This is a genomic window from Streptomyces sp. NPDC055189 (genome assembly GCF_053606765.1).
In genome coordinates this window covers 62790-84632 of record NZ_JBSGSG010000034.1, presented here as the reverse complement: position 1 = coordinate 84632, position 21843 = coordinate 62790, and the positions used below count along the sequence as shown (strand labels likewise).

The 21843-nt window shown below is 70.5% G+C and carries 19 protein-coding genes and 3 pseudogenes; 7 read left to right on the top strand and 15 right to left on the bottom strand.

What is annotated here, in order from left to right:
• Positions 1–27 precede the first annotated feature (27 nt).
• Positions 28–312: pseudogene (locus ACWFR3_RS23890) on the bottom strand (ABC transporter ATP-binding protein); the annotation flags it as partial.
• Between ACWFR3_RS23890 and ACWFR3_RS23885 the strand changes: the two are divergent.
• Positions 308–805: pseudogene (locus tag ACWFR3_RS23885) on the top strand (FadR/GntR family transcriptional regulator); the annotation flags it as partial. The pseudogenes ACWFR3_RS23890 and ACWFR3_RS23885 overlap by 5 nt on opposite strands.
• Here ACWFR3_RS23885 and ACWFR3_RS23880 read toward each other — a convergent pair.
• Positions 802–1473, bottom strand: coding sequence for a MerR family transcriptional regulator (locus tag ACWFR3_RS23880; RefSeq protein ID WP_453736640.1), 672 nt, complete (start codon positions 1471–1473; stop codon positions 802–804). The pseudogene ACWFR3_RS23885 and the gene ACWFR3_RS23880 sit on opposite strands and share 4 nt — an antisense overlap.
• A 194-nt stretch (positions 1474–1667) precedes the next feature.
• On the opposite strand from ACWFR3_RS23880, the gene ACWFR3_RS23875 reads away from it, so the two are divergent.
• Together ACWFR3_RS23875 and ACWFR3_RS23870 are read left to right on the top strand one after the other, a co-directional pair.
• On the top strand, positions 1668–2654 hold the full coding sequence (locus ACWFR3_RS23875) for a hypothetical protein (protein WP_453736639.1): 987 nt from the start codon (positions 1668–1670) through the stop codon (positions 2652–2654).
• On the top strand, positions 2651–3142 hold the full coding sequence (locus ACWFR3_RS23870) for an ABA4-like family protein (protein ID WP_453736638.1): 492 nt from the start codon (positions 2651–2653) through the stop codon (positions 3140–3142). The genes ACWFR3_RS23875 and ACWFR3_RS23870 overlap by 4 nt, the downstream gene beginning before the upstream one ends.
• Here ACWFR3_RS23870 and ACWFR3_RS23865 read toward each other — a convergent pair.
• A complete protein-coding gene (locus tag ACWFR3_RS23865) occupies positions 3082–4230 on the bottom strand; it encodes a CU044_5270 family protein (protein WP_453736637.1) in 1149 nt (382 codons plus the stop codon). The two genes, ACWFR3_RS23870 and ACWFR3_RS23865, sit on opposite strands and share 61 nt — an antisense overlap.
• Positions 4227–4904, bottom strand: coding sequence for an RNA polymerase sigma factor (locus tag ACWFR3_RS23860; protein ID WP_453736647.1), 678 nt, complete (start codon positions 4902–4904; stop codon positions 4227–4229). Before ACWFR3_RS23860 ends, ACWFR3_RS23865 begins: the two co-directional genes overlap by 4 nt.
• A 132-nt stretch (positions 4905–5036) precedes the next feature.
• Here ACWFR3_RS23860 and ACWFR3_RS23855 point away from each other — a divergent pair.
• Positions 5037–5747 (top strand): annotated as a pseudogene (locus ACWFR3_RS23855) (NADPH-dependent F420 reductase); the annotation flags it as partial.
• Between the two features lie 30 nt (positions 5748–5777).
• Here the strand turns inward: ACWFR3_RS23855 and ACWFR3_RS23850 are convergent.
• The 7 genes from ACWFR3_RS23850 to ACWFR3_RS23820 form a co-directional block, all read right to left on the bottom strand.
• Positions 5778–6329 carry a glycoside hydrolase family 25 protein gene (locus ACWFR3_RS23850; protein WP_453736636.1) on the bottom strand — a complete coding sequence of 184 codons (552 nt, stop codon included), beginning with the start codon at positions 6327–6329 and terminating at the stop codon, positions 5778–5780.
• 97 nt (positions 6330–6426) lie between these two features.
• Positions 6427–7623 (bottom strand): YncE family protein, encoded by a 1197-nt coding sequence (locus ACWFR3_RS23845; protein WP_453736635.1) that lies wholly within the window; start codon positions 7621–7623, stop codon positions 6427–6429.
• Positions 7623–8390: a polysaccharide deacetylase family protein gene (locus ACWFR3_RS23840; protein WP_453736634.1), complete on the bottom strand. Its 768-nt coding sequence runs from the start codon at positions 8388–8390 to the stop codon at positions 7623–7625. The genes ACWFR3_RS23845 and ACWFR3_RS23840 overlap by 1 nt, the downstream gene beginning before the upstream one ends.
• A 386-nt stretch (positions 8391–8776) precedes the next feature.
• Entirely contained in the window at positions 8777–9385 is a 609-nt protein-coding gene (locus tag ACWFR3_RS23835; protein WP_453736646.1) for an ATP-binding protein, read from the bottom strand.
• 169 nt (positions 9386–9554) lie between these two features.
• Positions 9555–10325 carry an enoyl-CoA hydratase/isomerase family protein gene (locus tag ACWFR3_RS23830; RefSeq protein ID WP_453736633.1) on the bottom strand — a complete coding sequence of 257 codons (771 nt, stop codon included), beginning with the start codon at positions 10323–10325 and terminating at the stop codon, positions 9555–9557.
• Between the two features lie 68 nt (positions 10326–10393).
• Entirely contained in the window at positions 10394–11635 is a 1242-nt protein-coding gene (locus ACWFR3_RS23825) for a L,D-transpeptidase (RefSeq protein WP_453736632.1), read from the bottom strand.
• Between the two features lie 181 nt (positions 11636–11816).
• Complete coding sequence (locus tag ACWFR3_RS23820) at positions 11817–12992, bottom strand: Ig-like domain-containing protein (protein WP_453736631.1); 1176 nt, start codon at positions 12990–12992, stop codon at positions 11817–11819.
• Positions 12993–13213: 221 nt separating this feature from the next.
• Here ACWFR3_RS23820 and glgX point away from each other — a divergent pair, with 221 nt between their 5' ends.
• The 3 genes from glgX (at position 13214) to ACWFR3_RS23805 (ending at position 18042) form a co-directional block, all read left to right on the top strand.
• Positions 13214–15550 (top strand): glycogen debranching protein GlgX, encoded by a 2337-nt coding sequence (gene glgX, locus ACWFR3_RS23815; RefSeq protein WP_453736630.1) that lies wholly within the window; start codon positions 13214–13216, stop codon positions 15548–15550.
• Between the two features lie 75 nt (positions 15551–15625).
• Positions 15626–16579: a LysR substrate-binding domain-containing protein gene (locus tag ACWFR3_RS23810; RefSeq protein WP_453736629.1), complete on the top strand. Its 954-nt coding sequence runs from the start codon at positions 15626–15628 to the stop codon at positions 16577–16579.
• Positions 16580–16677: 98 nt separating this feature from the next.
• A complete protein-coding gene (locus ACWFR3_RS23805) occupies positions 16678–18042 on the top strand; it encodes a carbohydrate-binding protein (RefSeq protein WP_453736628.1) in 1365 nt (454 codons plus the stop codon).
• Positions 18043–18155: 113 nt separating this feature from the next.
• Here the strand turns inward: ACWFR3_RS23805 and ACWFR3_RS23800 are convergent, their stop codons facing one another.
• From ACWFR3_RS23800 to ACWFR3_RS23785, 4 genes are read right to left on the bottom strand one after another with little or no spacing between them, the layout of a single operon-like run.
• Positions 18156–18785: a response regulator gene (locus tag ACWFR3_RS23800; protein ID WP_453736627.1), complete on the bottom strand. Its 630-nt coding sequence runs from the start codon at positions 18783–18785 to the stop codon at positions 18156–18158.
• On the bottom strand, positions 18778–20037 hold the full coding sequence (locus ACWFR3_RS23795; RefSeq protein ID WP_453736645.1) for a sensor histidine kinase: 1260 nt from the start codon (positions 20035–20037) through the stop codon (positions 18778–18780). The genes ACWFR3_RS23800 and ACWFR3_RS23795 overlap by 8 nt, the downstream gene beginning before the upstream one ends.
• A gap of 43 nt (positions 20038–20080) precedes the next feature.
• A complete protein-coding gene (locus ACWFR3_RS23790; RefSeq protein WP_453736626.1) occupies positions 20081–20866 on the bottom strand; it encodes an ABC transporter permease in 786 nt (261 codons plus the stop codon).
• Positions 20863–21765 (bottom strand): ABC transporter ATP-binding protein, encoded by a 903-nt coding sequence (locus ACWFR3_RS23785; RefSeq protein ID WP_453736625.1) that lies wholly within the window; start codon positions 21763–21765, stop codon positions 20863–20865. The genes ACWFR3_RS23790 and ACWFR3_RS23785 overlap by 4 nt, the downstream gene beginning before the upstream one ends.
• Between the last annotated feature and the right edge of the window lie 78 nt (positions 21766–21843).

The window sequence follows — 21843 nt, the reverse complement described above, 5'->3', positions numbered from 1 at the left end:
CGCGCGTGCCGGGCCCCTTCCGCGTACTCAGCGGGCGCGCCGCGATGCCCGCACGCTCCACCGCCCCTCCGTGCGCGTCAGGCGCACCGGATGGTCGAAGCACTTGCTGATCTGATCGCCGGTCAGTACGTCGTCCACGGCGCCGGAGGCGAGCGCGCGCCCGTCGCGCAGCAGCAGGGCGTGCGTCGTACCGGCCGGGAGCTCCTCCAGATGGTGCGTCACCAGGACCGTGGCGAGCTCGGGGTGACTCTCGCGCAGGCTGTCCAGGAGACCTTCGCGGCCCGCGAGGTCGAGCCCGGTGGCCGGTTCACGGCAAGGCGCCGGGGTCTTCGTCATCGCGACGCAGCCGGTCGCGGACTGGCCCACGCGGCTGCGGCGCGCGGCGGTGACGGACGTGTACGAGGTGCGGATGCTGGTGGAGGTGCAGGCCGCGCGGCTCGCGGCACGGCGGCGCACCGACGAGGACATCACGGCGATGCGCGCCGCGCTCGAAGGCCGCAGGGCCGCGGCTTCCGCGGACGACGCCGCTTTCATCGACGCCGACATCGCCCTGCACGCGGCGGTCGTGGCGGCGGCCCGCAATCCCGTACTGACGGATCTCTTCGCGGAGTTCGCCCCCGTACTGCGGGAGGGCCTGATCAACCTCCTCGACCTGGTCGACGTGCGCGCGAAGGAGCCGAACCACGGCGACGCCGCTCACGCCGAGCTCGTACGGGCAGTCGAGGCGAAGGACGCGGAAGAGGCGGCGCGCGTGGCGCAGGCCGAACTCCAGGACACCCTGGGCCAGTTGCTGGCCTGCGGCTAGGTTGCCGCCCCCTCTCCTTCGCCCCTGGCCGCTCCCGCCCCGTCGACCCCGTAGATCCTCGCCGACGCGTCCACGTGGGCGAGCCGCCGCATCGCGTTGAACACCGCCTCCCCCAGTACGGTGCCGATCACCACGCTCTCCACCAGGTCCTCGACCGCCACCCGCCGGCCCACGTAACCGAGGTCGGCGCGGGCGACCATTTCGGCGGCGTCTGCGTACTCGTCGAGCAGTTCCGTGAACGCCCCGTGCCCGACGCGCCCCATGGCGGCAAGGGCCCGTGACAGGTCGGTCGCGGCGGGGTTCGACTCGTGGGTGCGCCAGCCGCGGCGCGCGATCAGCTCGTCGACCGCCGTGTTCGCGGCCGCCGCCTCGGCGTCGTCGTCGGCGTCCGCCGCCGAACCCAGGCGGTCCGCGGCAGCGCCGAGCACCTTGTGCAGCGGGCGCTCGGGGTCGTCGACCGCGCCGAGCACCTCCGCGATGGCGGCCACCTTCAGGCCGCCCACGTCGAGCAGCGCGCGGATGAGACGCAGCCTGCGCTCGTGCGACTCGTCGTACTGCGCCTGGTTCGGGCTGCTCAACTCGCCCGGCGGCAGCAGCCCTTCACGGACGTAGTACTTGATCGTCGGCACCGGCACACCGGTCCTGCGGCTCAACTCGCCAATACGCACGGCCTGCCCACTTTCCTGTTCACGCTCTACTTCTGGGCGCGCTCACCGTTGGCGCCCACCTGCCCGCGCTCCCGCTCGCCACTTTGCCACCGGCTGCGCCCCTTGCCCTCGTCGACCCCATCATAGATAGTGGCGCTATCGGATAGCGGCAAGCGCCACTATCCATTCATTGTCGTCCCATCAGGGGGATCCCCATGCCCGCATGGCACTTATGGCATCGGCCGCTCGTCCTCTTCTCCGCCTCCATGGCGGCCCTGGCCGTCGCCTCCGGCATCGGCCTCGTCGTGGACGACCGCGTCCTGACGGGCGCGCCGATCTGGTTCAAGCCCTTCAAGTTCTCGGTCTCGCTCGCCGCCTACGGACTCTCGCTGGCCTGGCTGCTGTCACTGCTCGAACGCCACCGGAGGGCGGGCTGGTGGGCGGGCACGGCCGTCGCCGCGACGAGCCTCGTCGAGATGGTGATCATCACCGGACAGGTGGTGCGGGGCAGACGCAGCCACTTCAACCGCGCGACCCCGTTCGACGACGCGCTGTTCAACGCGATGTCCGTCTCCATCGTCATCCTGTGGTTCGCCACCCTGCTCATCGCGATCCTGCTGCTGCGCGCCCGGATCGCCGACCGGGCTTCCGCCCTGGCCATGCGCTGCGGCATCGTCATCGCGCTCGCCGGGACCGCCACCGGGTTCCTGATGACCCAACCGGCTCCCGGTCAGCAGCGGGACACCTCACCGATCGTCGGCGCCCACAGCGTCGGCGTACCGGACGGCGGTCCGTCCATGCCGCTGACCGGCTGGTCGACGGTCGGCGGCGATCTGCGCATCCCGCACTTCGTCGGCATCCACGCACTGCAGTTCATCCCGCTGCTGCTCATGGCCCTCACGGCGCTCGCGGCCCGCCCCCGATTCGTACGACTGACCGACGGACGGGTGCGGACGCGGCTCGTACTCATCGCCTCGGGCGCGTACACGGCGGTCTTCGCCCTGGTCACCTGGCAGGCCCTGCGCGGCCAGCCGCTCATCCGTCCGGACGGCGCGACGCTGACGGCGGCGGGACTGGTCATCGGCGCCACGGCCGCCGCCGCGTACGGAGTCCTGCGCAGCCCAACTGACCGCATGGACAGCGCAGTTCAGATACCCCTCAGCGGCAAGGAAGACGACGACCACAAGGAGCTAGTGCCATGACCGGTTTCCTCTTCGAACTCTCCTTCTGGCTGGCCGCCCCGGTCTGGCTGCTCATGATCTTCGCGCCGGGGTGGCGGACGACCGCCCGCGTCGCCGCCTCGCCCCTCACCGTCGTACCGATCCTCGCCGTCTACACCGCGATGGCGCTGCCCGTCTTCCCCGAACTCTGGGCCGCCGTCAGCAGCCCGGACATCGACACGTTCCGCGATCTGCTCGTCCTCGCCAATGGGGCGGGGGCGATCTGGGCCCAGGTCATCGCCTGGGACCTGCTGATCGGACAGTGGATGTACCGCGAGGCGCGGCGCATCGGCATCCACGCGCTGGTGACGGGACCACTCCTGGTCCTGACGATCCTGCTCTCGCCCTTCGGGCTGCTGCTCTTCCTGCTGCTGCGGGCGGTGCGAAGCGGGCGCCCGAACCGTACTGCTCAGCCGCGCTCGTCAGCGGACTCACGCTCGCCGGCCGATTCGGGCTCCATGCCCTTCTGATCGACGACCGCACGCTCCAGGACCGCGTCGCTCCCGTAGAGAACCTCGGGGTTACCCGCCTTGCCCGGCTTGCCGCCCGGCTTGTGGTCCTTGGTCATGTAGCCGCGGGAACCGAGATACTCGAACGACTCCTTGTCGAAGATCCACTCACTGCGCGTCGCGTACGACGACTCGTCAAGGGTGATGCCGATTCCGTGGCGGCCCGCCGCGTCCACCGCGTCGGGCACCTCGGTCACCCCGGGAAGCTTGGCGGCGGCCTTGTAGAACGCGGCGGCGTTCTCCGGCGGCATGACCGTCGCACCGAGCAGGTCACCGATCTTGTCGAAGACGGCCTGCGCCTTCGTCTCGCGCTCGTCGGCCGGCTCCGTCTCGGCGTACAGCTTCTCCAGCAGGGCGTCAGGGTCGGTGGGCAGTGAGGCGAGCCAGTTGTACGTGGGCCGGTCGGGCCCCTCCGGGATGGCTCCCGAGTCATCGGAACCGTCGACGGCGGACGCCTCGATGGGCACGTCCTGGCCCGGCATCATCGCCCCCTTCCCGCTCTCACGGATCATGCCGATGTTCGTGACGGGGGCGGGGTCCTGCGACAACCACGTCTGCTGCTTGTACGGGGCGCCGAGCTTCACCGGCCCGTCCAACTCGCCCTCGTTGCCCTGGACCAAGCTGCGCGTGTAGACGAACTGACTCGCCTTCACCCGCGGGGTGTCGGCGTTCAGGGAGGCGTTCGCGATCCGGCCCAGGGTGACGGCCGCACCGGCGGTGGCACCCTTGCCCGCGCCCATGTCACGGACACCGTCGGCGTCGCCGGAGGGAAGCGCGGCGATCAGGACCCCGGCGGCCGCGAGAGCGGCGGTGGCCGGCATGAGCAATGCGGGGCGCAGCAGACGGCGCCGGGGCGATGCGGGGGCGGAAACTGGGACCTGCCGTGTCCGGCTCTGCTCCGTGTCGAGGTCGATCTGCTGCATCAGGACGTCCTTGTGGTGAAGGTGACGCCCCGGCGGAAGCTGCCATTCGTGTTCGTCCGACTCCGGCAGCAGGCGGGCCAGTTCGGCGGCCTCGGCCTCTCCCGGGGACGGGGTGGCGGCGTTCATCGGAATTCCTCCCGCAGGGGCAGGGCCGCGAACGCGGCCTTACTCTCTACCTCTCCGCGACCACGGAGCGGTTCCGTCACGTTCTTCACATCCTCCGAACCGGCCCCGCCAGCCCCGTCGGCGCCACTGGCGCCACTGGCCCCGCCGGTCCCGTCCTCACTGAGCTTCCGCAGCCGGGCGCGAGCCCGCGAGAGCCGCGATCGCACCGTGCCGACGGGAATGCCGAGCGCCTCGGCGGCCTGCGCGTAATCGAGCCCGGACCACACGCAGAGCACGAGCACTTCACGCTCCGGCCGACGCAGCCGCCGCAGGGCGCCGTGCACCGCCGCGAGCCGCCGCGCATCGTCCATCCGCCCCGCGGACTCCTCCGAGAAGTCCGCCACGTCGGGCGGGGGCGGCTGCCGGTGCAGAAAGGCGAGCCGTCTGCGCAGGCCGCGGTTGGCGTTCTGTGCCTTGTGCGTCGCGATGCCGAGCAGCCACGGCTTGAGCGAACCGCCGTCCGGTTCGAGCCGTTCACGGGTACGCCAGGCAGCCAGGAAGGTCTCGGACATGACTTCCTCGGCGGTCGACCAGTCGCCGGTCAGCCGAAGCGCATGGTTGTAGACCGCCCGCGCATACGCCTCGTACAACTCCCCGAACGCCTCGCGCTCACCTGCCCGGATACGTGCATGGATGCCATCTCCCAGTTCAGTAGGCCTCACACCACGTATCTCTCCGCACCCTCCGACGAGTTCCAGTGCCCCTCGTCACACCCATGGACGCCTCGGTGAAGGCACCCCGTACAGGAATACCTCACCCGTTCCGGAGGTTGGCTCCGTTACGACACTGGCGAACGAACCCCGGAAGGGCGACGAGTCATGAAGATCGGCATCATCGGCGCGGGCAACATCGGCGGCAACCTCACCCGGCGCCTCACCGCCCTCGGCCACGACGTCTCCGTGGCGAACTCCCGCGGCCCGCACACCCTCACAGCCCTCGCCGAAGAGACGGGCGCGACCCCGGTGAAGGTCGAGGAGGCCGCGCGCGACGCGCAGGTCGTCGTCGTGACGATCCCCCTGAAGGCCGTCCCGAACCTGCCTTCGGGCTTCCTCGACGGCGCGGCCGACGGCCTCGCGGTCATCGACACCGGCAACTACTACCCGCAGCAGCGTGACGGGAAGATCGCCGAGATCGAGGAGGGCGTGACCGAGAGCCGCTGGACCGAGCAGCAGATCGGCCACCCGGTGATCAAGGCCTTCAACGGCACCTACGCCCAGGACATCCTCGACAAGCCCCAGCCCAAGGGCACTCCCGGCCGCGTCGCGCTCCCAGTATCCGGCGACGACGAGGCCGCCAAGAAGGTCGTACGCGACCTCATCGACGAAATCGGCTTCGACACCGTCGACAACGGCGGCCAGGACAACTCCTGGCGCCAACAGCCGGGCACCCCGGTCTACGGCCTGGCGAAGGACACCGAGGCGATCACCAAGGCGCTGGCCGAAGCGTCCTCGGAGCGTACGGCGGAGTGGCGCGCCTGAGATCGTGAGCGCGGGCCGCGCTCGGGACTGCTAAGGCTTGGCCCAGTCCCGCAGCGCGTCCTCGCTCTCGAAGTCCGCGACGTTCTTGTCCAGCGGCGTGGACGTGTACTGGTGGATCCGCCACTTCGCCTGTATCCGCGGTTTGCCCGCCGAGACGTAGTCGGCGATCCAGAGGCCGTCACCGGCGTACGACGTGGTGTCGTGGTTGAGCCAGAAATCGCGGTTCGTGTACAAGATCGTCCGGTGGTTCGGGCGGAGGCGTTTTACCTCCTTGATGAAGCGGTCCTTTTCCGCGTTGCTCGCGCGTGTGTGCTCACCCGTCCACTCCCAGTCCACCGCCAGCAAGTCCCCCGCTTTCTCGGGGGCCTTGCTGACGAAATACTCCGCCTGGGCCTTGATGTTCCCCGGCCACAGGAAGTGGTAGAAGCCGACCACGCAGCCGCCGTCCCGTGCCCGCTTCACCTGGGCGGTCAGTCTTGGGTTGACGTACGAACGGCCCTCTGTCGCCTTGATGATGACGAAAGATATGCCGTCCGTGTCGAAGCTGGACTGGTACGAGCTGACGTCGATGCCTTTGAGCACGGGCGGCCTCCTGGGCGGCAGAGCAGTGGGGGGAGGGAGTGCGGGTGGATCTACCCCTTTGGTGCCCGGTGGCCGTGGTGGTCAACCGTTGTATTACTCAGCGAAAAATACCGGTGTGTCCGAGCGAGTAGCGCCCCGGCTGCGGGTAGACCGCCAGGCCGTGCGGGCCGCCGCCGACGGGGATGCGGGCCGTCTGGACTCCGGTGCGGGTGTCGATGGCGTACACCTCGGAGTCGTAACGGCCGGACAGCCAGAGGGTGTTGCCGTCCGCCGACACTCCGCCCATGTCGGGGCTGCCGCCCCGGGGGAGCTTCCACTTCTTGGTGAGTCTGTTCTTGGGGAAGTCGAAGACGGAGATGGTGCCCTCGCCGCGGTTGGACACGTACATCTCGCGTGAGTCCCGGCTGACGTAGAGGCCGTGGGTGCCCTTGCCGGTGTGCAGGAGCTTCGGCTTGTCGAACTTGTCGCCGCTCAGGACCCACATGCCGTCGGCCATCATGTCGGCGACGTAGAAGGTCTTGCCGTCGGGCGAGATCTTCACGTCCTGCGGCATCGCGCCCTTGAAGGGCAGTTTCTGCTGGCCGATGACCTTCATCTTCTCCGTGTCGACCTTCAGCAGCTCCCCCGAGAACTCGCAGGAGACGATGAAGTAGCGACCGTCCGCCGAGAAGTCGGCGTGGTTGACGCCGTAGCAGCTGACCGGTTCGGTCTTGACCTCCTTCATGGTGTGCGGGTCGCGGAAGACGAGTTCGCGGTCCATCGAGGCCATCACGATCGCGTACTTGCCGTTGGGCGTGAAGTAGAGGTTGTACGGGTCGTGGACGGGGACCGGCTTGCCCGCCTTGCCGGTCTTCGGGTCGATGGGCGTGAGGGAGTGGCCGCGGTTGTTGTTGACCCAGAGCGTCTTCATGTCCCAGGAGGGGACGACGTGCTGGGGCTGGATCCCGACGTCGATCGTGTCGATCACTTCGTACGTCTTGGGGTCGATGACCGAGACGGTGTTGGTGTTGGTGTTGGGGACGTAGATCCGGGAGGGGAAGTCCTTGACCACCGGCGAAAGCTTGCCGGGCCGGTCGGCGGCGTAGACGTCCTCGGGGTCCAGGACGGGCGGCATGCCGGGCAGGCCGGGCTCCGCCTTGGTCTTGGCGGGTTTCTGGATGCCCTTGGTGCCGAGCGCTTCGTTCTCGCGAGTGTCACTGTCGCCGCTCCCGCAGCCGGCGAGCGCGGCGGCGATTACCGCGCCGACGGCGATGACCGCTCCGGTGCGCCGGGTGAGATTCAGGTGCAGGGTCATCAGGTCAGCAGCTCCGTGGTCGTCACCGCGCGCAGGCCGCGGCGGTCAAGGTCTTCCAGGACGGCGGGGAGCGCGGCGACCGTGTCCGCGTACCCGAAGTGCAGGCTCACGACGGAGCCGGGGCGCACTTCCGAGGCGATCTTGCGGGCGACGGCCGGGGCGCCGGGCGAGGTGAAGTCGAGGGAGTCGACGTCGTACGAGAGGACGTGGGGGTAGCCCGCGCGGCGCGCGAGGCGGGCGACGAGCGGGGTGGCGGTCTCGGCGCGCGAGGGGCGGAACCAGGTGCCGATGGAGCCGGTGAGGCGGCGCAGTCGGTCGGCACAGCCGGTGATCTCCGCGTAGGCGTCGGCCTCGGGCATGTCGTTGATCGTGATGTGGTGGTGGGTGTGGTTGCCGAGGTCGTGGCCGCCGTCGAGGATGCGGCGGGCGAGTCCGGGGTGTGCGTCGAGCCAGCTGCCGACGGCGAGGACGGTGATCTTGGCGCCGGCGTTCTCGGCGGTGGAGAGCAGGGATCGCGCGGTGGCCGGATCGCCCTGGCCGTGGAAGGTGAGGGCGACCCGGGGGCGGTCGCGGGGGCCGTGCGCGATCTGGTCGGGGAGGCCGGGGAAGCGTCCGGGCGCCGGGGCGGCGGCACGGTGGGCCTTGCGTGGTGGGGCGGGGCGGTCGCGCGCGGGGTCCGGGCCGGTGGTGGCGCACCCGGCGAGCGCGCCGGCGACGGCCAGTCCGGCGCCCGCGCGCAGGGCTCCGCGGCGGTCAGTCTCGATCACCCGGCCATTTAATGGGAAAAGAGAGCAAAAGCCGCCGATCGACCCGCGCACCGGGCTCACGGACCGAGGGTGCGAGGGTGGCCGGCCCTCACGGGACGCCTTGCGTACCCCTGGCACAGCCAGAACTTAACCAGCGTTTACCAGGCAGGTGTCCCAGCTCACCAAGGATTCACCTCTAAACTGTCATGGTTTGCACCCATACACCCCCTTACGGGCTTTTGGATCGTCGGCGCCCGTCTGCCATAGTCGGACTCACGACCCCCTTTGACCCGGGCCGAGTCGTCAACAGCGCCGCGGACCACACCCCTTTGTCCGTGGCGCTCCGCGAAGCCCCCGCAATGCCGCAACCGGCAACCGGGGGCTTTCGCGTATCAGCGATCAGTACGTCAGCGGTCCGCGACCCGCATCTCGAACCACGTCGTCTTGCCGCGCGGCAGCAGATCCACGCCCCACCGGTCGGAAAGCTTGTCGACGAGGAAGAGTCCGCGGCCACTGAGGTCGAGTTCGCTCACCGGCATCAGGCAGGGCAGCCCGCGCGAGGGGTCGCGCACCTCGATCCTGATCCAGCCGCGCCGCCGCATCATCCGCAGCCCGAAGACGCGGGCACCGGTGTGCCGGACGGCGTTGCCGACGAGTTCGGAGGTGAGCAGAACCGCGTCCTCGGTCAGCTTCGGGGAGAGTCCCCAGTGCCGGAGCACCACGACCTGGGCGAGCCGGCGCGCGATGGCGGCGGACTCCGGACGGGACGGCAACGGAACCTCCGCGTCCGTCGGATTGCCGAACAACTCCAGCGCCTTCAGCGCGTGTTCGTCCTCCACCGCCGGCGACCAGCGGGCCGCGGTCGCACTCCCGTGTCGCCGCGGCTGTTCGATACCCTCCAGCCCCGCCATGCCCCCATCATGGCCGCACAGAGCGCCTCCCGGGGTCGTTCCGTCGGAATAAGCCCCCCGGAACCATCCATTCCGGGGGGCCGTGTAGGCATATGCCAGTGGCAGTTAATACCCTCTAGCACCCCTGCTGACCTGCGATGACTACCCGCGCACGAGTGATCACTTACGGCCGCGAACAGGGCAGGCTTAAGGTTCTCTTAAGCCACGCATAATCCGCTCCTTCGGGGGACACTTTGGCTGACGCGCCCTCAACTGATTGCTTTGCAGCGGTATTTCAGAGGAACTTCGCCTTGCCCGGACCCTCCTCGACGAAGCTGCGCATGCCACGCTCCCGGTCCTCGGTGGCGAACAGACCGGCGAACCAGGTGCGCTCGATCGCGAGCCCGGTGTCGATGTCCGTCTCCAGGCCCGCGTCCACGGCCTCCTTGGCGGCGCGCAGCGCGAGCGCGGGCCCCTGCGCGAGCCGCGCGGCCCACTGGTGCGCCTGCTCGTACACCTCGGCGGCGGGCACGACACGGTCCACCAGGCCGATGGTGAGCGCCTCATCGGCCTTGACCATGCGGCCGGTGAAGATGAGGTCCTTGGCCTTGGACGGGCCGACCAGACGCGACAGGCGCTGGGTGCCGCCCGCGCCGGGGATCAGGCCGAGCAGGATCTCGGGCTGGCCGAGCTTGGCGTTGTCGGCGGCGATGCGGAAGTCGGCGCAGAGCGCAAGCTCGCAGCCGCCGCCGAGCGCGTAGCCGGTGACGGCGGCGACGACGGGCTTGGGGATGCGGGCGACCGCGGTGAAGGAGTCCTGGAGGGCGCGGGACCGTACGACCATCGCCGCGTGGTCCATCGCCTGCATTTCCTTGATGTCCGCGCCCGCCGCGAACACCTTCTCGCCGCCGTAGATGATCACGGCGCGGACGTCGTCGCGCCGGGTCGCCTCTTCGGCCAGCTCCTTGAGCCGGTCCTGGAGGGCGATGTCGAGCGCGTTCATCGGGGGGCGGTCGAGGCGGATCGTGCCGACGCCCTCGGCGACTTCGAGATGCACAGATGTCATGCGGGGCACGTTAGCCGTGCCCCGCATGACGGGGACATGCGGCCGGGGTGTGATCCCGGCGGTATGACCTAGGCCTTCCACTTCTCCCAGGACATGTTCCAGCCGTTGTAGCCGTTCTCGGGCTGGATCGTCTTGTCCGCGGAGTTCTTCACGACCACGAGGTCCCCGACGAGGGAGTTCTCGAAGAACCAGCCGGCGGGGGTCTTCTTGCTGTAGCCGCCGCGCACGTCGCTCAGGCCTATGCAGCCATGGCTGGCGTTCGTGTTGCCGAAGGCGCCGCCCGACCAGTAGTTGCCGTGGATGAACGTGCCCGACGTGGACAGGCGCATGGCGTTCGGCACGTCCTTGATGTCGTACTCGCCGCCGAAGCCGACGGTCTCGCCGTTCATGCGCGTGACCTTGAGCTTCTCGCTGATGACCATCTGGCCGTTGTACGTCGTCGTGCCGGGGGCGCCCGCGGTGATCGGGATCTTCTTGATCTGCTTGCCGTCCCGGACGACCTTCATCTGGTGCTTCTTGGCGTCGACGGTGGAGACCTGGCTGCGGCCGATCTCGAACTTCAGGGTCTTGGCCTGCTCGCCGTAGACCCCGGGCCGGCCCTCGACACCGTCGAGGTTGAGCTTGACGGTGACCTTCGTGCCCGCCTTCCAGTACTTCTCGGGGCGGAAGTCGATGCGGTCGTTGCCGAACCAGTGCGGCTCGACGTCGACGGCGGGCTCGGTCTTGACCTCGATGGCCTTCTCGACGGCCTCCGGGTCGGTGATGCCCCGCGTGAAGTGGACCGAGAACGGCATTCCGACGCCGACCTTCGAGCCGTCCTCCGGCGTGAACTGGCCGATGAAGGTGTTCTTCGGCGTCAGCGTCGTGAACGTGGTGTCCTTGGCGGACTCACGTCCCTCGGAGTCCTCGGCTATCGCGTGGACCTTGTACTTCGTGGAGGCCGCCAGGTGGTGCGCGGGCGTCCAGCTGCCGCCGCCCGAGGCGATCTTGCCCGGCACCGGATTGCCCTTGCTGTCCTTGACCTCGACCTTGGACAGCTTGCCCTTGTCGGCGGCTATCTTCAGCGCCCCGCTGGTGGCCACCGAGTCGGCGCCGTCCTTGGGGGCTATGTTCACCACCGCGGTCGACGGCGCGTTCTTGTCGGCCTTGTCCTTGCCGTCGCCGCCCGAGTCCGAGCCGCCTCCCCCGCCGCATGCCGTGACCAACAGCAGCGTCACACCCGATGCCACCGCAAAGAGGCCCTTGGTGCCCCGTCGCCGCGCGCGCCCCCGCGCACCAACCGACGTCCCCGATATCGGTCGCCCGTTCAAGATGTGTCTCCCCTCGCACGGCCTGGTCAGGCCCGCACCCCAGTGCATCAGCGCGCACAGACACGCGCCGTGGCTAGATAACCACACGCCATTGACCGATGACTCCTCGCCAATGTCACTGTTCAGTCCCAACTGCGCATGGGGTGCGGGCACTGCCTCAGCGCGGGTCCGTGGGGCCCGCTCACGGCTTGCTGCCGGGCGGTGCCGTCCACTCCTTCCACTCCATGTTCCAGCCGCCGAGCCCGTTGTCAGGAGCGACTTTCTTGTCATCGCTGTTGACAACTTCCACCACATCGCCAATCAGAGTGCGGTCGAAGAACCACCCCGCCGGGGTCTCTGAGCTGCCGCCCTTCACGTCGCGCAGGCCCACGCAGCCGTGGCTGACATTTGTGTTGCCAGGGGCGTTCGGCGCCCAGTAGTTGCCGTGCAGGAAGGTGCCGGACGTCGTCAGGCGCATCGCGTGCGGGACGTCGGGGATGTTGTACTCCCCGCCGAAGCCGACGGTGCGGCTGTTCATCCGGGTCACCTCCAGCATCTCCGTCACCACCATTTTCCCGTTGTACGTGGTGGTCCGCGGGGCGCCCGCGGTGATCGGGACCGTGGAGAGGAGTTCGCCGTCGCGGCGTACCTCCATGGTCTTGTCTGCGGCGTCGACCAGGGAGGTCTGGCTGCGACCGACGGTGAACGAGAAGCTCTTGTCCTGCAGTCCGTAGACGCCGGGGGCGGCCTCGACGTCGCGCAGGCGCAGGCCGACGGTGACCTTGGTGCCGGGCTTCCAGTACTTCTCGGGGCGGAAGTCCAGGCGGGTGTCGCCGAACCAGTGGGGTCGTACGTCGACTTCGGGTTTCGCGGTGACGCTGATGGCCCGCTGGACGGCCTCGCGGTTCTCGACCTCCCGGTTGAACTCCAGGGAGACGATCATGCCGGTGCCGACCGTGGCGCGGTTCTCCGGTCCCACGTACGCGGTGAACCGCTCGTCGGGGACGTACGTCGTGAACGTCGTGTGCCGGGCCGAGCGGCGGCCGTGGCCGTCGAGGGCGACGGCGTCCACCGCGTACTTCGCGCCGAGCGCCAGCGGGCCCTGGTCCAGCGGCTTCCAGGTCATGCCGTCCTCTTCGATGCGGCCCGGCACCGGAGCCTCCTGTGCGTCCTGCACGCGGACGACCTTCACCGATTCGAGGCGTCCGTCCGGCACCTCGACCTGGAGCCGTTCGTCGCCCTTGACCGCCTTGCTGCCGTCGTCGGGCGTCACCCGGATGGCGTCGTCGGGCGAGCGCGGCTTGCCCACGATCCGGTCGATGCCGCCGCTGTCGGCGGTGCATCCGGCGGCTCCGGCGAGCAGTCCTGCCCATGTCATTACGGCGGCCAGCGCGGCCCCTGCGCGCCGTGCGCGCCTCGCAACCTGTCTCACGCCCGTCCCAACGACCGTCCCCCTCCTGGGGAAACGTGAGTGCGACGCACCCGCTGGGCAGAACAGTGGGGAGGACGGCACGGGCTCTCGGGTCCACGCGCGTCGTCCGGTCTGGTACGCCCCTGCCGCCGGGACGCGGCAGGGGTCGAGCCGCAGGAGGCGGATGAGTGTCCAGCGCAGCCGAACAGGAAGCACTCCGGGGTGGGCGGCGCGGGGCGGGCGCGGCCTCCGTGAACGGTGAGGCGGCCGCCGTGAACGGGACGTCGACGGCTTCGCGCGCCGAGTCGGGGGCCGTGTCGGGCGTACGCGCCCTGCCCGTGTGGCCGGGGGCGCCGACGCCGCTCGGCGCGCGGTTCAGAGTGGGGCCCGACGGCGTCGCGGGCACCAACTTCGCGCTGTGGGCGGGGGGTGCGGAGGCCGTCGAGCTCTGTCTGTTCGACGCCGATGACGTCGAGACGCGCTCGCCGCTGACGGAGCTGACGCACGAGATCTGGCACGGCTTCGTGCCGGGCGTCCTGCCCGGCCAGCGTTACGGCTACCGCGTGCACGGCCGCTGGGACCCGTGGACGGGCGCGCGCTGGAACCCGGCGAAGCTGCTCCTCGATCCTTACGCGCGTGCGGTGGACGGCGACTTCGCCACGTACGGCCTGCCGCCCGAGGTGTACGGACACGTGCGGGACTGGCCCCAGCAGCAGGTGGCCGACACGGTGCGGGACGACCGGGACTCCGCCGCGTACGTCCCCAAAGGCGTGGTCGTGCACGACGACGCGCCGGACGACGAGTGGGCGGACGACCGGCGCCCGAAGACGCCGTGGGCGGACTCGGTCATCTACGAGGTGCACGTACGCGGCTTCACGAAGCTGCATCCGGGGATTCCGGAGGAGCTGAGGGGTACGTACGCGGGTCTCGCGCATCCGGCGGCGATCGACCATCTCGTACGCCTCGGCGTGACGGCGGTGGAGCTGCTTCCGGTGCACCAGTTCGCGCACGAGGACCATCTTCTGCGGAGAGGCCTGCGGAACTACTGGGGCTACAACTCGATCGGCTACTTCGCTCCCCACGCGGCGTACGCGGCATCGGGGACGAGGGGCCAGCAGGTCGGCGAGTTCAAGCGGATGGTGCGGGCGCTGCACGAGGCCGGGATCGAGGTGATCCTGGACGTGGTCTACAACCACACCGCGGAGGCGGGCGAACTGGGCCCGATGTTCTCGCTCAAGGGCATCGACAACCGCGGCTACTACCGGCTTCAGCCCTCCGACGCGCGGCGGTACGCGGACTACACGGGCTGCGGGAACACGCTCCAGGTGGTGCAGCCGCACGTACTGCGCCTGATAACGGACTCCCTGCGCTACTGGGTGACCGAGATGGGCGTGGACGGCTTCCGCTTCGATCTCGCGGCGGCGCTCGCACGTTCGTTCCACGACGTCGACATGCTCTCCCCCTTCCTCGCGGTGATCGCGCAGGACCCGGTGCTGCGGCGCGTGAAGCTGATCGCCGAGCCGTGGGACGTGGGCTCCGGCGGCTATCAGGTGGGGGCATTCCCTCCCCTGTGGACGGAATGGAACGACCACTACCGCGACGCGGTACGGGACTTCTGGCGGGGCGCGCTGCCCGATGTGCGGGATCTGGGCTACCGGCTCTCCGGGTCGAGCGACCTGTACGCGTGGGGCGGGCGGCGGCCGTACGCGTCGGTGAACTTCGTGACGGCGCACGACGGGTTCACGCTGCGGGACCTGGTGAGTTACGAGCGCAAGCACAACGAGGCCAACGGCGAGGGGAACAGGGACGGCTCGAACGACAACCGCTCCTGGAACTGCGGCACGGAGGGCGAGAGTGCCGACGAGCGGGTCACGGAGCTGCGGCGGCGGCAGCTGCGCAATCTCCTGACGACACTGCTGCTCTCGACGGGGGTGCCGATGCTCGTCGCGGGCGACGAGATGGGGCGCACGCAAGGGGGCAGCAACAACGCGTACTGCCAGGACAACGAGGTCAGCTGGGTGGACTGGGGGCTCCTGGAGGAGCCGGGTTGGGCGGCGCTGTGTGATCTGACGTCCCGCTTGATCGCCCTTCGGCACGAGCATCCCGTGCTGCGGCGGCGGGCGTTCTTCTCCGGCCGTGCGCATTCGACGAACGGTGACGGTCTTCGGGATCTGGCGTGGTTCACGGCGCGGGGGACGGAGATGACGGAGGGCGACTGGTACGCGCCGGCCGCGACGCTCGGCATGTATCTGTCGGGGCGTGACATTCCCGGCCGTGACGCGCGGGGTGCGCCGGTGGTCGACGACAGCTTCCTCGCGATCCTGCACGCGGCGGACCGTGCGGCGAGTTTCGTGCTGCCGGGGGCGCCCTGGGCCAGGGCGTACGAGGTGGTGGTGGACACGTCCCTGGAGGAGCAGGGGGTCGCGCCCGGCACCGTGCTGGATGCCGATTCGGCGGTCGTGATGGCCGCGCGGTCGGTGCTGCTCCTCCGGGTGCGGGAGGAGGTGGCGGGCAGGGGTGCCTGACGGCGTCCGGCTGCCGTCGGCATTGGTCCGTACCTGCCCATTGCCGACGTTCGGGCCACGGGCCAAGCTCGGCCCATGGACCTGGAGCTGCGGCACCTCAAGACGATCCGGGCGATCGCCGACGCGGGCAGCCTGACCAAGGCCGCCACCGCGCTGGGGCTCGCGCAGCCCGCTCTGAGCGCACAGTTGAAGCGGATCGAGCGCGCCTTGGGCGGCGAGCTCTTCGAGCGGGGGCGGCACGGGGTGCGGGCCACCGCGCTCGGGGAGTTCGTCCTTGCCCGCGCGCGTGTCGTGCTGCCCGCGGTCAGCGGACTGCGGGAGGAGGCGCTGCGGTTCGGGCGGGAGTGGGCGGACGGTGCGGGGTTCCGGCTCGGCGCGACCCACGGGCCGCTGCTCGGGGGCCTGGTGGACCGCCTTGCCGCCGCGCATCCCGGGGCCAGGGTCACCACCCACACGTCCTGGTCGGAGCGGGAGATCGCGTCCCGTACGGCCGACGGGCGGCTCGACTTCGCCCTTGTGGGGACGTGCGGGGCGAGTGCGCCGCCGGAGAGCGAGCTGCTCGTGTGGCGTGAGGTCGCCCGTGACCCGGTGTTCGTCATGCTGCCCACCGATCATGCGCTGGCCGCCTGCCCCGAGATCGATCTGGCCCGGCTCGCGGACGAGGCGTGGACGGATGTGCCGGGCGACGGCTGCTTCGCGGACTGCTTCACCGCGGCGTGCGCCCGGGCGGGATTCACGCCTTCCTCCGTGTACGAGACGGACGTCGCGTCCTGCGTTCATCTGGTCCAGGTGGGACGGGCGGTGGGGCTCTGCAGGGCGACGTTCCCGCCGACGCCGGGCCTGGTGACGAGGCCGCTCTCCGGGGCGCCGCTGTACTGGCGGCATCTGCTCGGCTGGCACCCGCAGGCCCCGGCCCACGACTTGGCGCCCACGGTCTTCGCCCAGGCCCGCGCGGCACACGCGGAGGCGGCGGCCCGCAGCGAGAGCTACACGGCGTGGCTGGCGGTCTCTTCTCCGCGCCTTCCATAACGCCGGGGACGGGGGTCGGATGACAGCTATTGGGGAGCTGTTGAGGCTTCTACGTTGTGGGCGATCCGCTTGCCCCTCGCAACCGAGGAGATGCCCCCATGCCCCCCATCCATCACAGACGCGCCGCCGCGGCGTGTGCCGCGCTGGCCGCGGCCGGTGCCCTGGTCCTCGCGGGGCTGCCCGGCACCGCGAACGCCCGGGCCGGTTCTGCCCCCTTGCCCTCCCCCGCCGAGACCGCCGGCGTCGACAGGACTTCGCCCGAGGTCCTGAAGGCCATGCAGCGGGACCTCGGCCTCACGTCGGCGCAGGCCGAGGCCCGTCTGGTCAACGAGGCCGACGCCGGCGCCGTCGCGGGAGCCCTCCAGAACACCCTGGGCCGTGATTTCGCGGGCGCCTGGGTGCGGGGCGCCACGTCGGCGGGGCTGACCGTGGCCACCACCGATGCCTCGGACGTGCCCGCGATCGAGGCGCGGGGCGCGCGGGCCGAGGTCGTTCGGCACTCGGTCGCGCAACTCGACGCGGCCAAGGCTCGGTTGGACCGTGCCGCCGAGAAGACGGTCACGCGCGACGCACCGGTCTGGTACGTCGACGTACGGTCCAACGCCGTCGTGGTGCGGGCCGTGCACGCCTCCGCCGCGAAGTCCCTCGTGTCCGCCGCGGGGGTCCGGTCCTCCCTCGTACAGATCGAGCGGACCGCGGAACGGCCGCGTCCGCTGTACGACCTCGTGGGCGGCGAGGCGTACTACATGGGCGGCCGGTGTTCCATCGGCTTCCCCGTCACCAAGGGCACCCAGCAGGGCTTCGCCACGGCGGGTCACTGCGGGCGCGCGGGCACCGCGACCAGCGGCTACAACCAGGTGGCACAGGGCACGTTCCAGGCGTCGGTCTTCCCCGGCAGGGACATGGCCTGGGTCGCCACCAACTCCCAGTGGACCGCCACCCCGTACGTGAAGGGCCAGGGCGGGCAGAAGGTCGGCGTCGGGGGCTCCACGCAGTCCCCGGTGGGTGCGTCGATCTGCCGTTCCGGCTCCACTACGGGGTGGCACTGCGGCACGATCCAGCAGCACAACACCAGCGTCACCTACCCCGAGGGCACCATCAGCGGCGTGACGCGTACGACGGTCTGCGCGGAGCCCGGCGACTCGGGCGGCTCCTTCATATCCGGGAGCCAGGCGCAGGGCGTCACTTCGGGCGGGTCGGGCAACTGTTCCGGCGGCGGGACGACGTTCCATCAGCCGATCAATCCGCTGCTGCAGCAGTATGGCTTGACGCTGAAGACCACCGGGGGTGGCGACCCCGGTCCCGGTGAGCCCGAGCCTGGTGGCACGTGGGCCGCAGGCAAGGTGTACGCCCCCGGTGACTCCGTCACCTATGGCGGCGTCACTTACCGCTGCCTGCAGGGGCATCAGGCTCAGCCTGGCTGGGAGCCGCCCAATACGCCCGCCTTGTGGCAGACCGCCTAGTCGCTCGTAGGTTTGGCTGCGGGTTGTCCGTGGCTGGTCGCGCCCACGCGGCGGAGCCGCACATGTCACAGCCCCGCGCCCCTTACAGGGCGCCCCTTCGGGCCCGGGCGGCGTCAGCTGAGGATGCCTCTGCTGTATGCCGTGGCCACCGCCGCTGCACGGTCCTTGACTCCCAGCTTGCCGTAGATGTGGGTGAGGTGTGTCTTGACCGTGGCCTCGCTGATGAAGAGTTCCGCGGCGATCGCACGGTTCGACGTGCCCTTGGCGACGAGCGCGAGCACCTCCCGTTCCCGGGTGCTCAGCGGTTCGTTGCCGGGGGCACGTACGCGTGAGACGAGCCGGGACGCGACGGCGGGCGAGAGGACCGTGCGGCCCTGCGCCGCCGCGCGGACCGCGGTGAACAGGTCGTCGCGGGGCGCGTCCTTGAGGAGGTAGCCGGTCGCGCCCGCCTCGATCGCGGGCAGCGTGTCGGAGTCCGTGTCGTACGTGGTGAGGACGAGGACCCTGGCGCGGGCGCCACGGCGGCTCAGTTCTGCGATCGCGTCGACGCCGCCCCCGCCCGGCATGCGCAGGTCCATCAGGACGACGTCCGGGTCCAGGCGCTCCACCAGGGCGACGGCCTCGACGCCGTCCGCCGCCTCGCCGAGCACCTCGAAGCAGGGGTCGGAGAGGAACATGCCGCGCAGACCGTCCCGTACGACGGGATGGTCGTCGACGATGAGCAGAGTGATCAGGTCAGCCATGGCGGACCAACGGTACGCGAGCCGAGAGCGCGGTGCCGTGCCCCGGTTCCGATTCGACGGTGAAGGAGCCCGCGATGCGTTCGGCGCGGGCCCGCATGCCGTCGAGGCCGAAGCCGCCGGAGCCGCTGCGCTGCACCAGGGCCAGCGGGTCGAAGCCGCGGCCGTCGTCGCGTACGTCCAGGGCGACCTCGTCCCGCATGTAGGAGAGGGTGACGCCCAGGCGGGCGGCGTCCGCGTGCCGGGCGGCGTTGGACAGGGCCTCCTGGACGATGCGCAGGAGGGTCGCCTCGATCTCTTCATGGAGCGGCTCGGCGGGGCCGGTGACCGTGAAGTCGGCGCGGACACCGGTGCGTTCGGCCCACTCCGTGACGGTCTTCTTGAGCGCTTCGGGGAGCGCGTCGTGCTCCAGGGCCGTCGGGGAGAGGTTGTGCACGGAGCGGCGGGCCTCGCCCAGGCTGTGCCGGGCGAGGGCGGCGGCGCGGTCCAGGTGTTCGCGGGCCAGCTTCTCGTCGCGCGCGTTCGTGACGACCTGGAGCTGGGCGATGATGCCGGTCAGGCCCTGCGCGATGGTGTCGTGGATCTCGGCGGCGAGCCGCCGCCGCTCGTCGGCGACGCCCGCTTCCCGCGCCTGGACGAGGAGTTGGGCGTGCAGGGCGGCGTTCTCGTCCATGGCCTGCTGGAGGGCGGTGTTGGTGCGTTCCAGTTCGACGATGGTGGTCGCCGCGTCGCGGGCGCGCTGTTCCTCCTGCTCCGCGAGGTGGGCGAAGACGGCGAGCAGCGCGATGTTCACCGCGAGCAGCCCGCCGAAGACGGTCCAGCCGAGTTCCTCGCCGGGCGGGAGCCCGCCCGACTGGGAGCCCGCCATGATGATCGCGGTGGCGAAGAGGCCGGGCTTGACCAGGCGTGGCGGCAGCAGCCGCTCGGCGCCGAAGTAGCCGACGACCGCGTAGAACGCGAAGAACGGGTTGATCCAGGTGAGGACGAAGGCGATCGCCCAGCGCACGGCGTAGTAGAGGGTCCCCGCGGGCGAGGGCCCGGGCCGGGAGCCGGCAGCGGCGCCCCACCACGCCTGGAGGGCGAGCGCGGCGGCGACCAGGGCCCCGGACACGTACCAGTCGCCGGGCCCCATGCCGACGACGCCGCTCGTGGCGACCGACATGAGGACGCCGAACCCGAGCAGGGTGTAGGGACCCCAGCGGTAGAACGTGCCCCAGCGCTGTTCGATCATCTGCGTGGCGTCCGCCGTACTCATGCTCACGTTTCCAGTGTCGGTCACCTGCCGGGCCGCCCGTGCGTCATTCCCAGCGGAACCAGCGCGCGGCCCCCGCCGAGAGGGCGACCGCCCACAGGACGAGCACGCCGAGGTGGGAGAAGGCGGGCCAGTCGCCGCCCGCCGCCTCGCCCAGGGCCTGCGCGGCGGCGCCGAGCGGGGTGAGCTCCACGATGTGGGCGAGCGCGTCCGGCATCGCCTGCACCGGCAGCCAGACCCCGGCGCTGAACATCGTCGGGAAGAAGACGGCGGAGCCGATCGCGGTCGCGGCCTTCGTGGTGCGTGCGAGGGCCGAGACCAGGGCGCCGAGGGCGAGCCCGCAGGCGATCGCGAGGAGCAGCGCGAGGGCGTAGCCGAAGGCCTGGCGCGGCAGTGCCACGTCGAAGACCAGGCGGCCCACGGTCAGGGAGAGCAGGGACGAGACGAGCGCGGCGGCTCCGTGGATGCCCATCTGCGCGCCGAGCACGGCGGAGGGGCGGACCGGTGTGGCCGACATGCGGCGCAGGATGCCGCGTTCGCGGTAGCCGGTGATCAGCGGCGGCATGGCCTGGAGGCCCGCCATGATCAGGGAGAGCAGGACGGTCACGGGGACGTACGCGTCGACGAGGCGGATGCCGCCCAGCGAGGCGTCGGTCTCCCGGAAGGACGGGATGGAGCCGAGGACCGCCAGGAGGACCGTGGGGAACACCATGATCCAGAAGAGGGCGCCCGGCTCGCGGCGGAAGATCCGGAGCTCGGCCTTGAACACCGCGGCCGATGCCTTGTTCTTCGCGGGGGCGGTGGGGTGCGGTGCGGTGATGGCGGCGCTCATGCCGTGGCTCCCGTCAGGTCGAGGAAGGCGTCGTCCAGCGTGGCGTCGGAGACCCGGAGTTGGTGGGCGGTGATGTGGTGCCGGGCGAGCAGCGTGATGGCGGCGTCGACGGTCTCGTCGGTGCCGTTGAGGGTGTAGCGGCCGTCGCGGTGGTCGACGGAGGTGACCGCGGGCAGGGCCGCGAGGGCGTGCTCGTCCAGCGGTGCGGACGGCGTGAAGGACATGACGGTGGAGTTCGCGGCCCGGCTGATCAGGCCCGCCGGTGTGTCGAGTGCGGCGATGCGGCCCTTGTCGATCACCGCGATGCGGTCGCAGAGGCGCTGGGCCTCCTCCATGAAGTGGGTGACGAGGAGGACGGTGACGCCGCTGTCGCGTACGTCCTCGATGAGCTGCCAGGTGTCGCGGCGGGCGCGCGGGTCAAGGCCGGTGGTCAGCTCGTCGAGCACGACGACCCTCGGGTTGCCGATCAGGGCGAGCGCGATGAACAGGCGCTGCTTCTGGCCTCCGGAGAGCTTGCCGAAGCGGCTGTCCAGCTTGTCGGTCAGGCGCAGGCGTTCGGCGAGGGGGCGCCAGTCGGCGGGGTTCGGGTAGAACGCGGCGTACAGCTCGAGGGCCTCGCGCACGGTGAGCTTCGGCTGGAGCTCGCTCTCCTGGAGCTGGGCGCCGAGGATGCGGGTGACCTCGTCGTGGTCGGCGACGGGGTCGAGCCCGGCGACGCGGATGGTGCCGGTGTCGGGGACGCGCAGGCCCTCGACGCATTCCACGGTGGTGGTCTTGCCGGCGCCGTTGGGTCCGAGGACGCCGAAGATCTCGCCCTCCTCGACGGTGAAGGAGACACCGTCGACGACGGTCCGTCCGCCGTAGGCCTTGCGCAGGTCCCGCACTTCGATGATGGGCATGGTTCGAGCCTCGCCGGTGGGCGGGGGTCCGGGCATCGCCCATCGCGCTCGAAGCGGCATCAGCCGATCGGTTGATGG

What these genes read in the sequence shown, in the direction of transcription:
- ACWFR3_RS23830 (WP_453736633.1), bottom strand. Translation starts at nt 10,325, where the DNA reads ATGACATCTGTGCATCTCGAAGTCGCCGAGGGCGTCGGCACGATCCGC.
- ACWFR3_RS23875 (WP_453736639.1), top strand. Translation starts at nt 1,668, where the DNA reads ATGCCCGCATGGCACTTATGGCATCGGCCGCTCGTCCTCTTCTCCGCC.
- ACWFR3_RS23820 (WP_453736631.1), bottom strand. Translation starts at nt 12,992, where the DNA reads ATGACATGGGCAGGACTGCTCGCCGGAGCCGCCGGATGCACCGCCGAC.
- ACWFR3_RS23865 (WP_453736637.1), bottom strand. Translation starts at nt 4,230, where the DNA reads ATGAACGCCGCCACCCCGTCCCCGGGAGAGGCCGAGGCCGCCGAACTG.
- ACWFR3_RS23810 (WP_453736629.1), top strand. Translation starts at nt 15,626, where the DNA reads ATGGACCTGGAGCTGCGGCACCTCAAGACGATCCGGGCGATCGCCGAC.
- ACWFR3_RS23805 (WP_453736628.1), top strand. Translation starts at nt 16,678, where the DNA reads ATGCCCCCCATCCATCACAGACGCGCCGCCGCGGCGTGTGCCGCGCTG.
- ACWFR3_RS23795 (WP_453736645.1), bottom strand. Translation starts at nt 20,037, where the DNA reads ATGAGTACGGCGGACGCCACGCAGATGATCGAACAGCGCTGGGGCACG.
- ACWFR3_RS23870 (WP_453736638.1), top strand. Translation starts at nt 2,651, where the DNA reads ATGACCGGTTTCCTCTTCGAACTCTCCTTCTGGCTGGCCGCCCCGGTC.
- ACWFR3_RS23845 (WP_453736635.1), bottom strand. Translation starts at nt 7,623, where the DNA reads ATGACCCTGCACCTGAATCTCACCCGGCGCACCGGAGCGGTCATCGCC.
- ACWFR3_RS23800 (WP_453736627.1), bottom strand. Translation starts at nt 18,785, where the DNA reads ATGGCTGACCTGATCACTCTGCTCATCGTCGACGACCATCCCGTCGTA.
- ACWFR3_RS23785 (WP_453736625.1), bottom strand. Translation starts at nt 21,765, where the DNA reads ATGCCCATCATCGAAGTGCGGGACCTGCGCAAGGCCTACGGCGGACGG.
- ACWFR3_RS23790 (WP_453736626.1), bottom strand. Translation starts at nt 20,866, where the DNA reads ATGAGCGCCGCCATCACCGCACCGCACCCCACCGCCCCCGCGAAGAAC.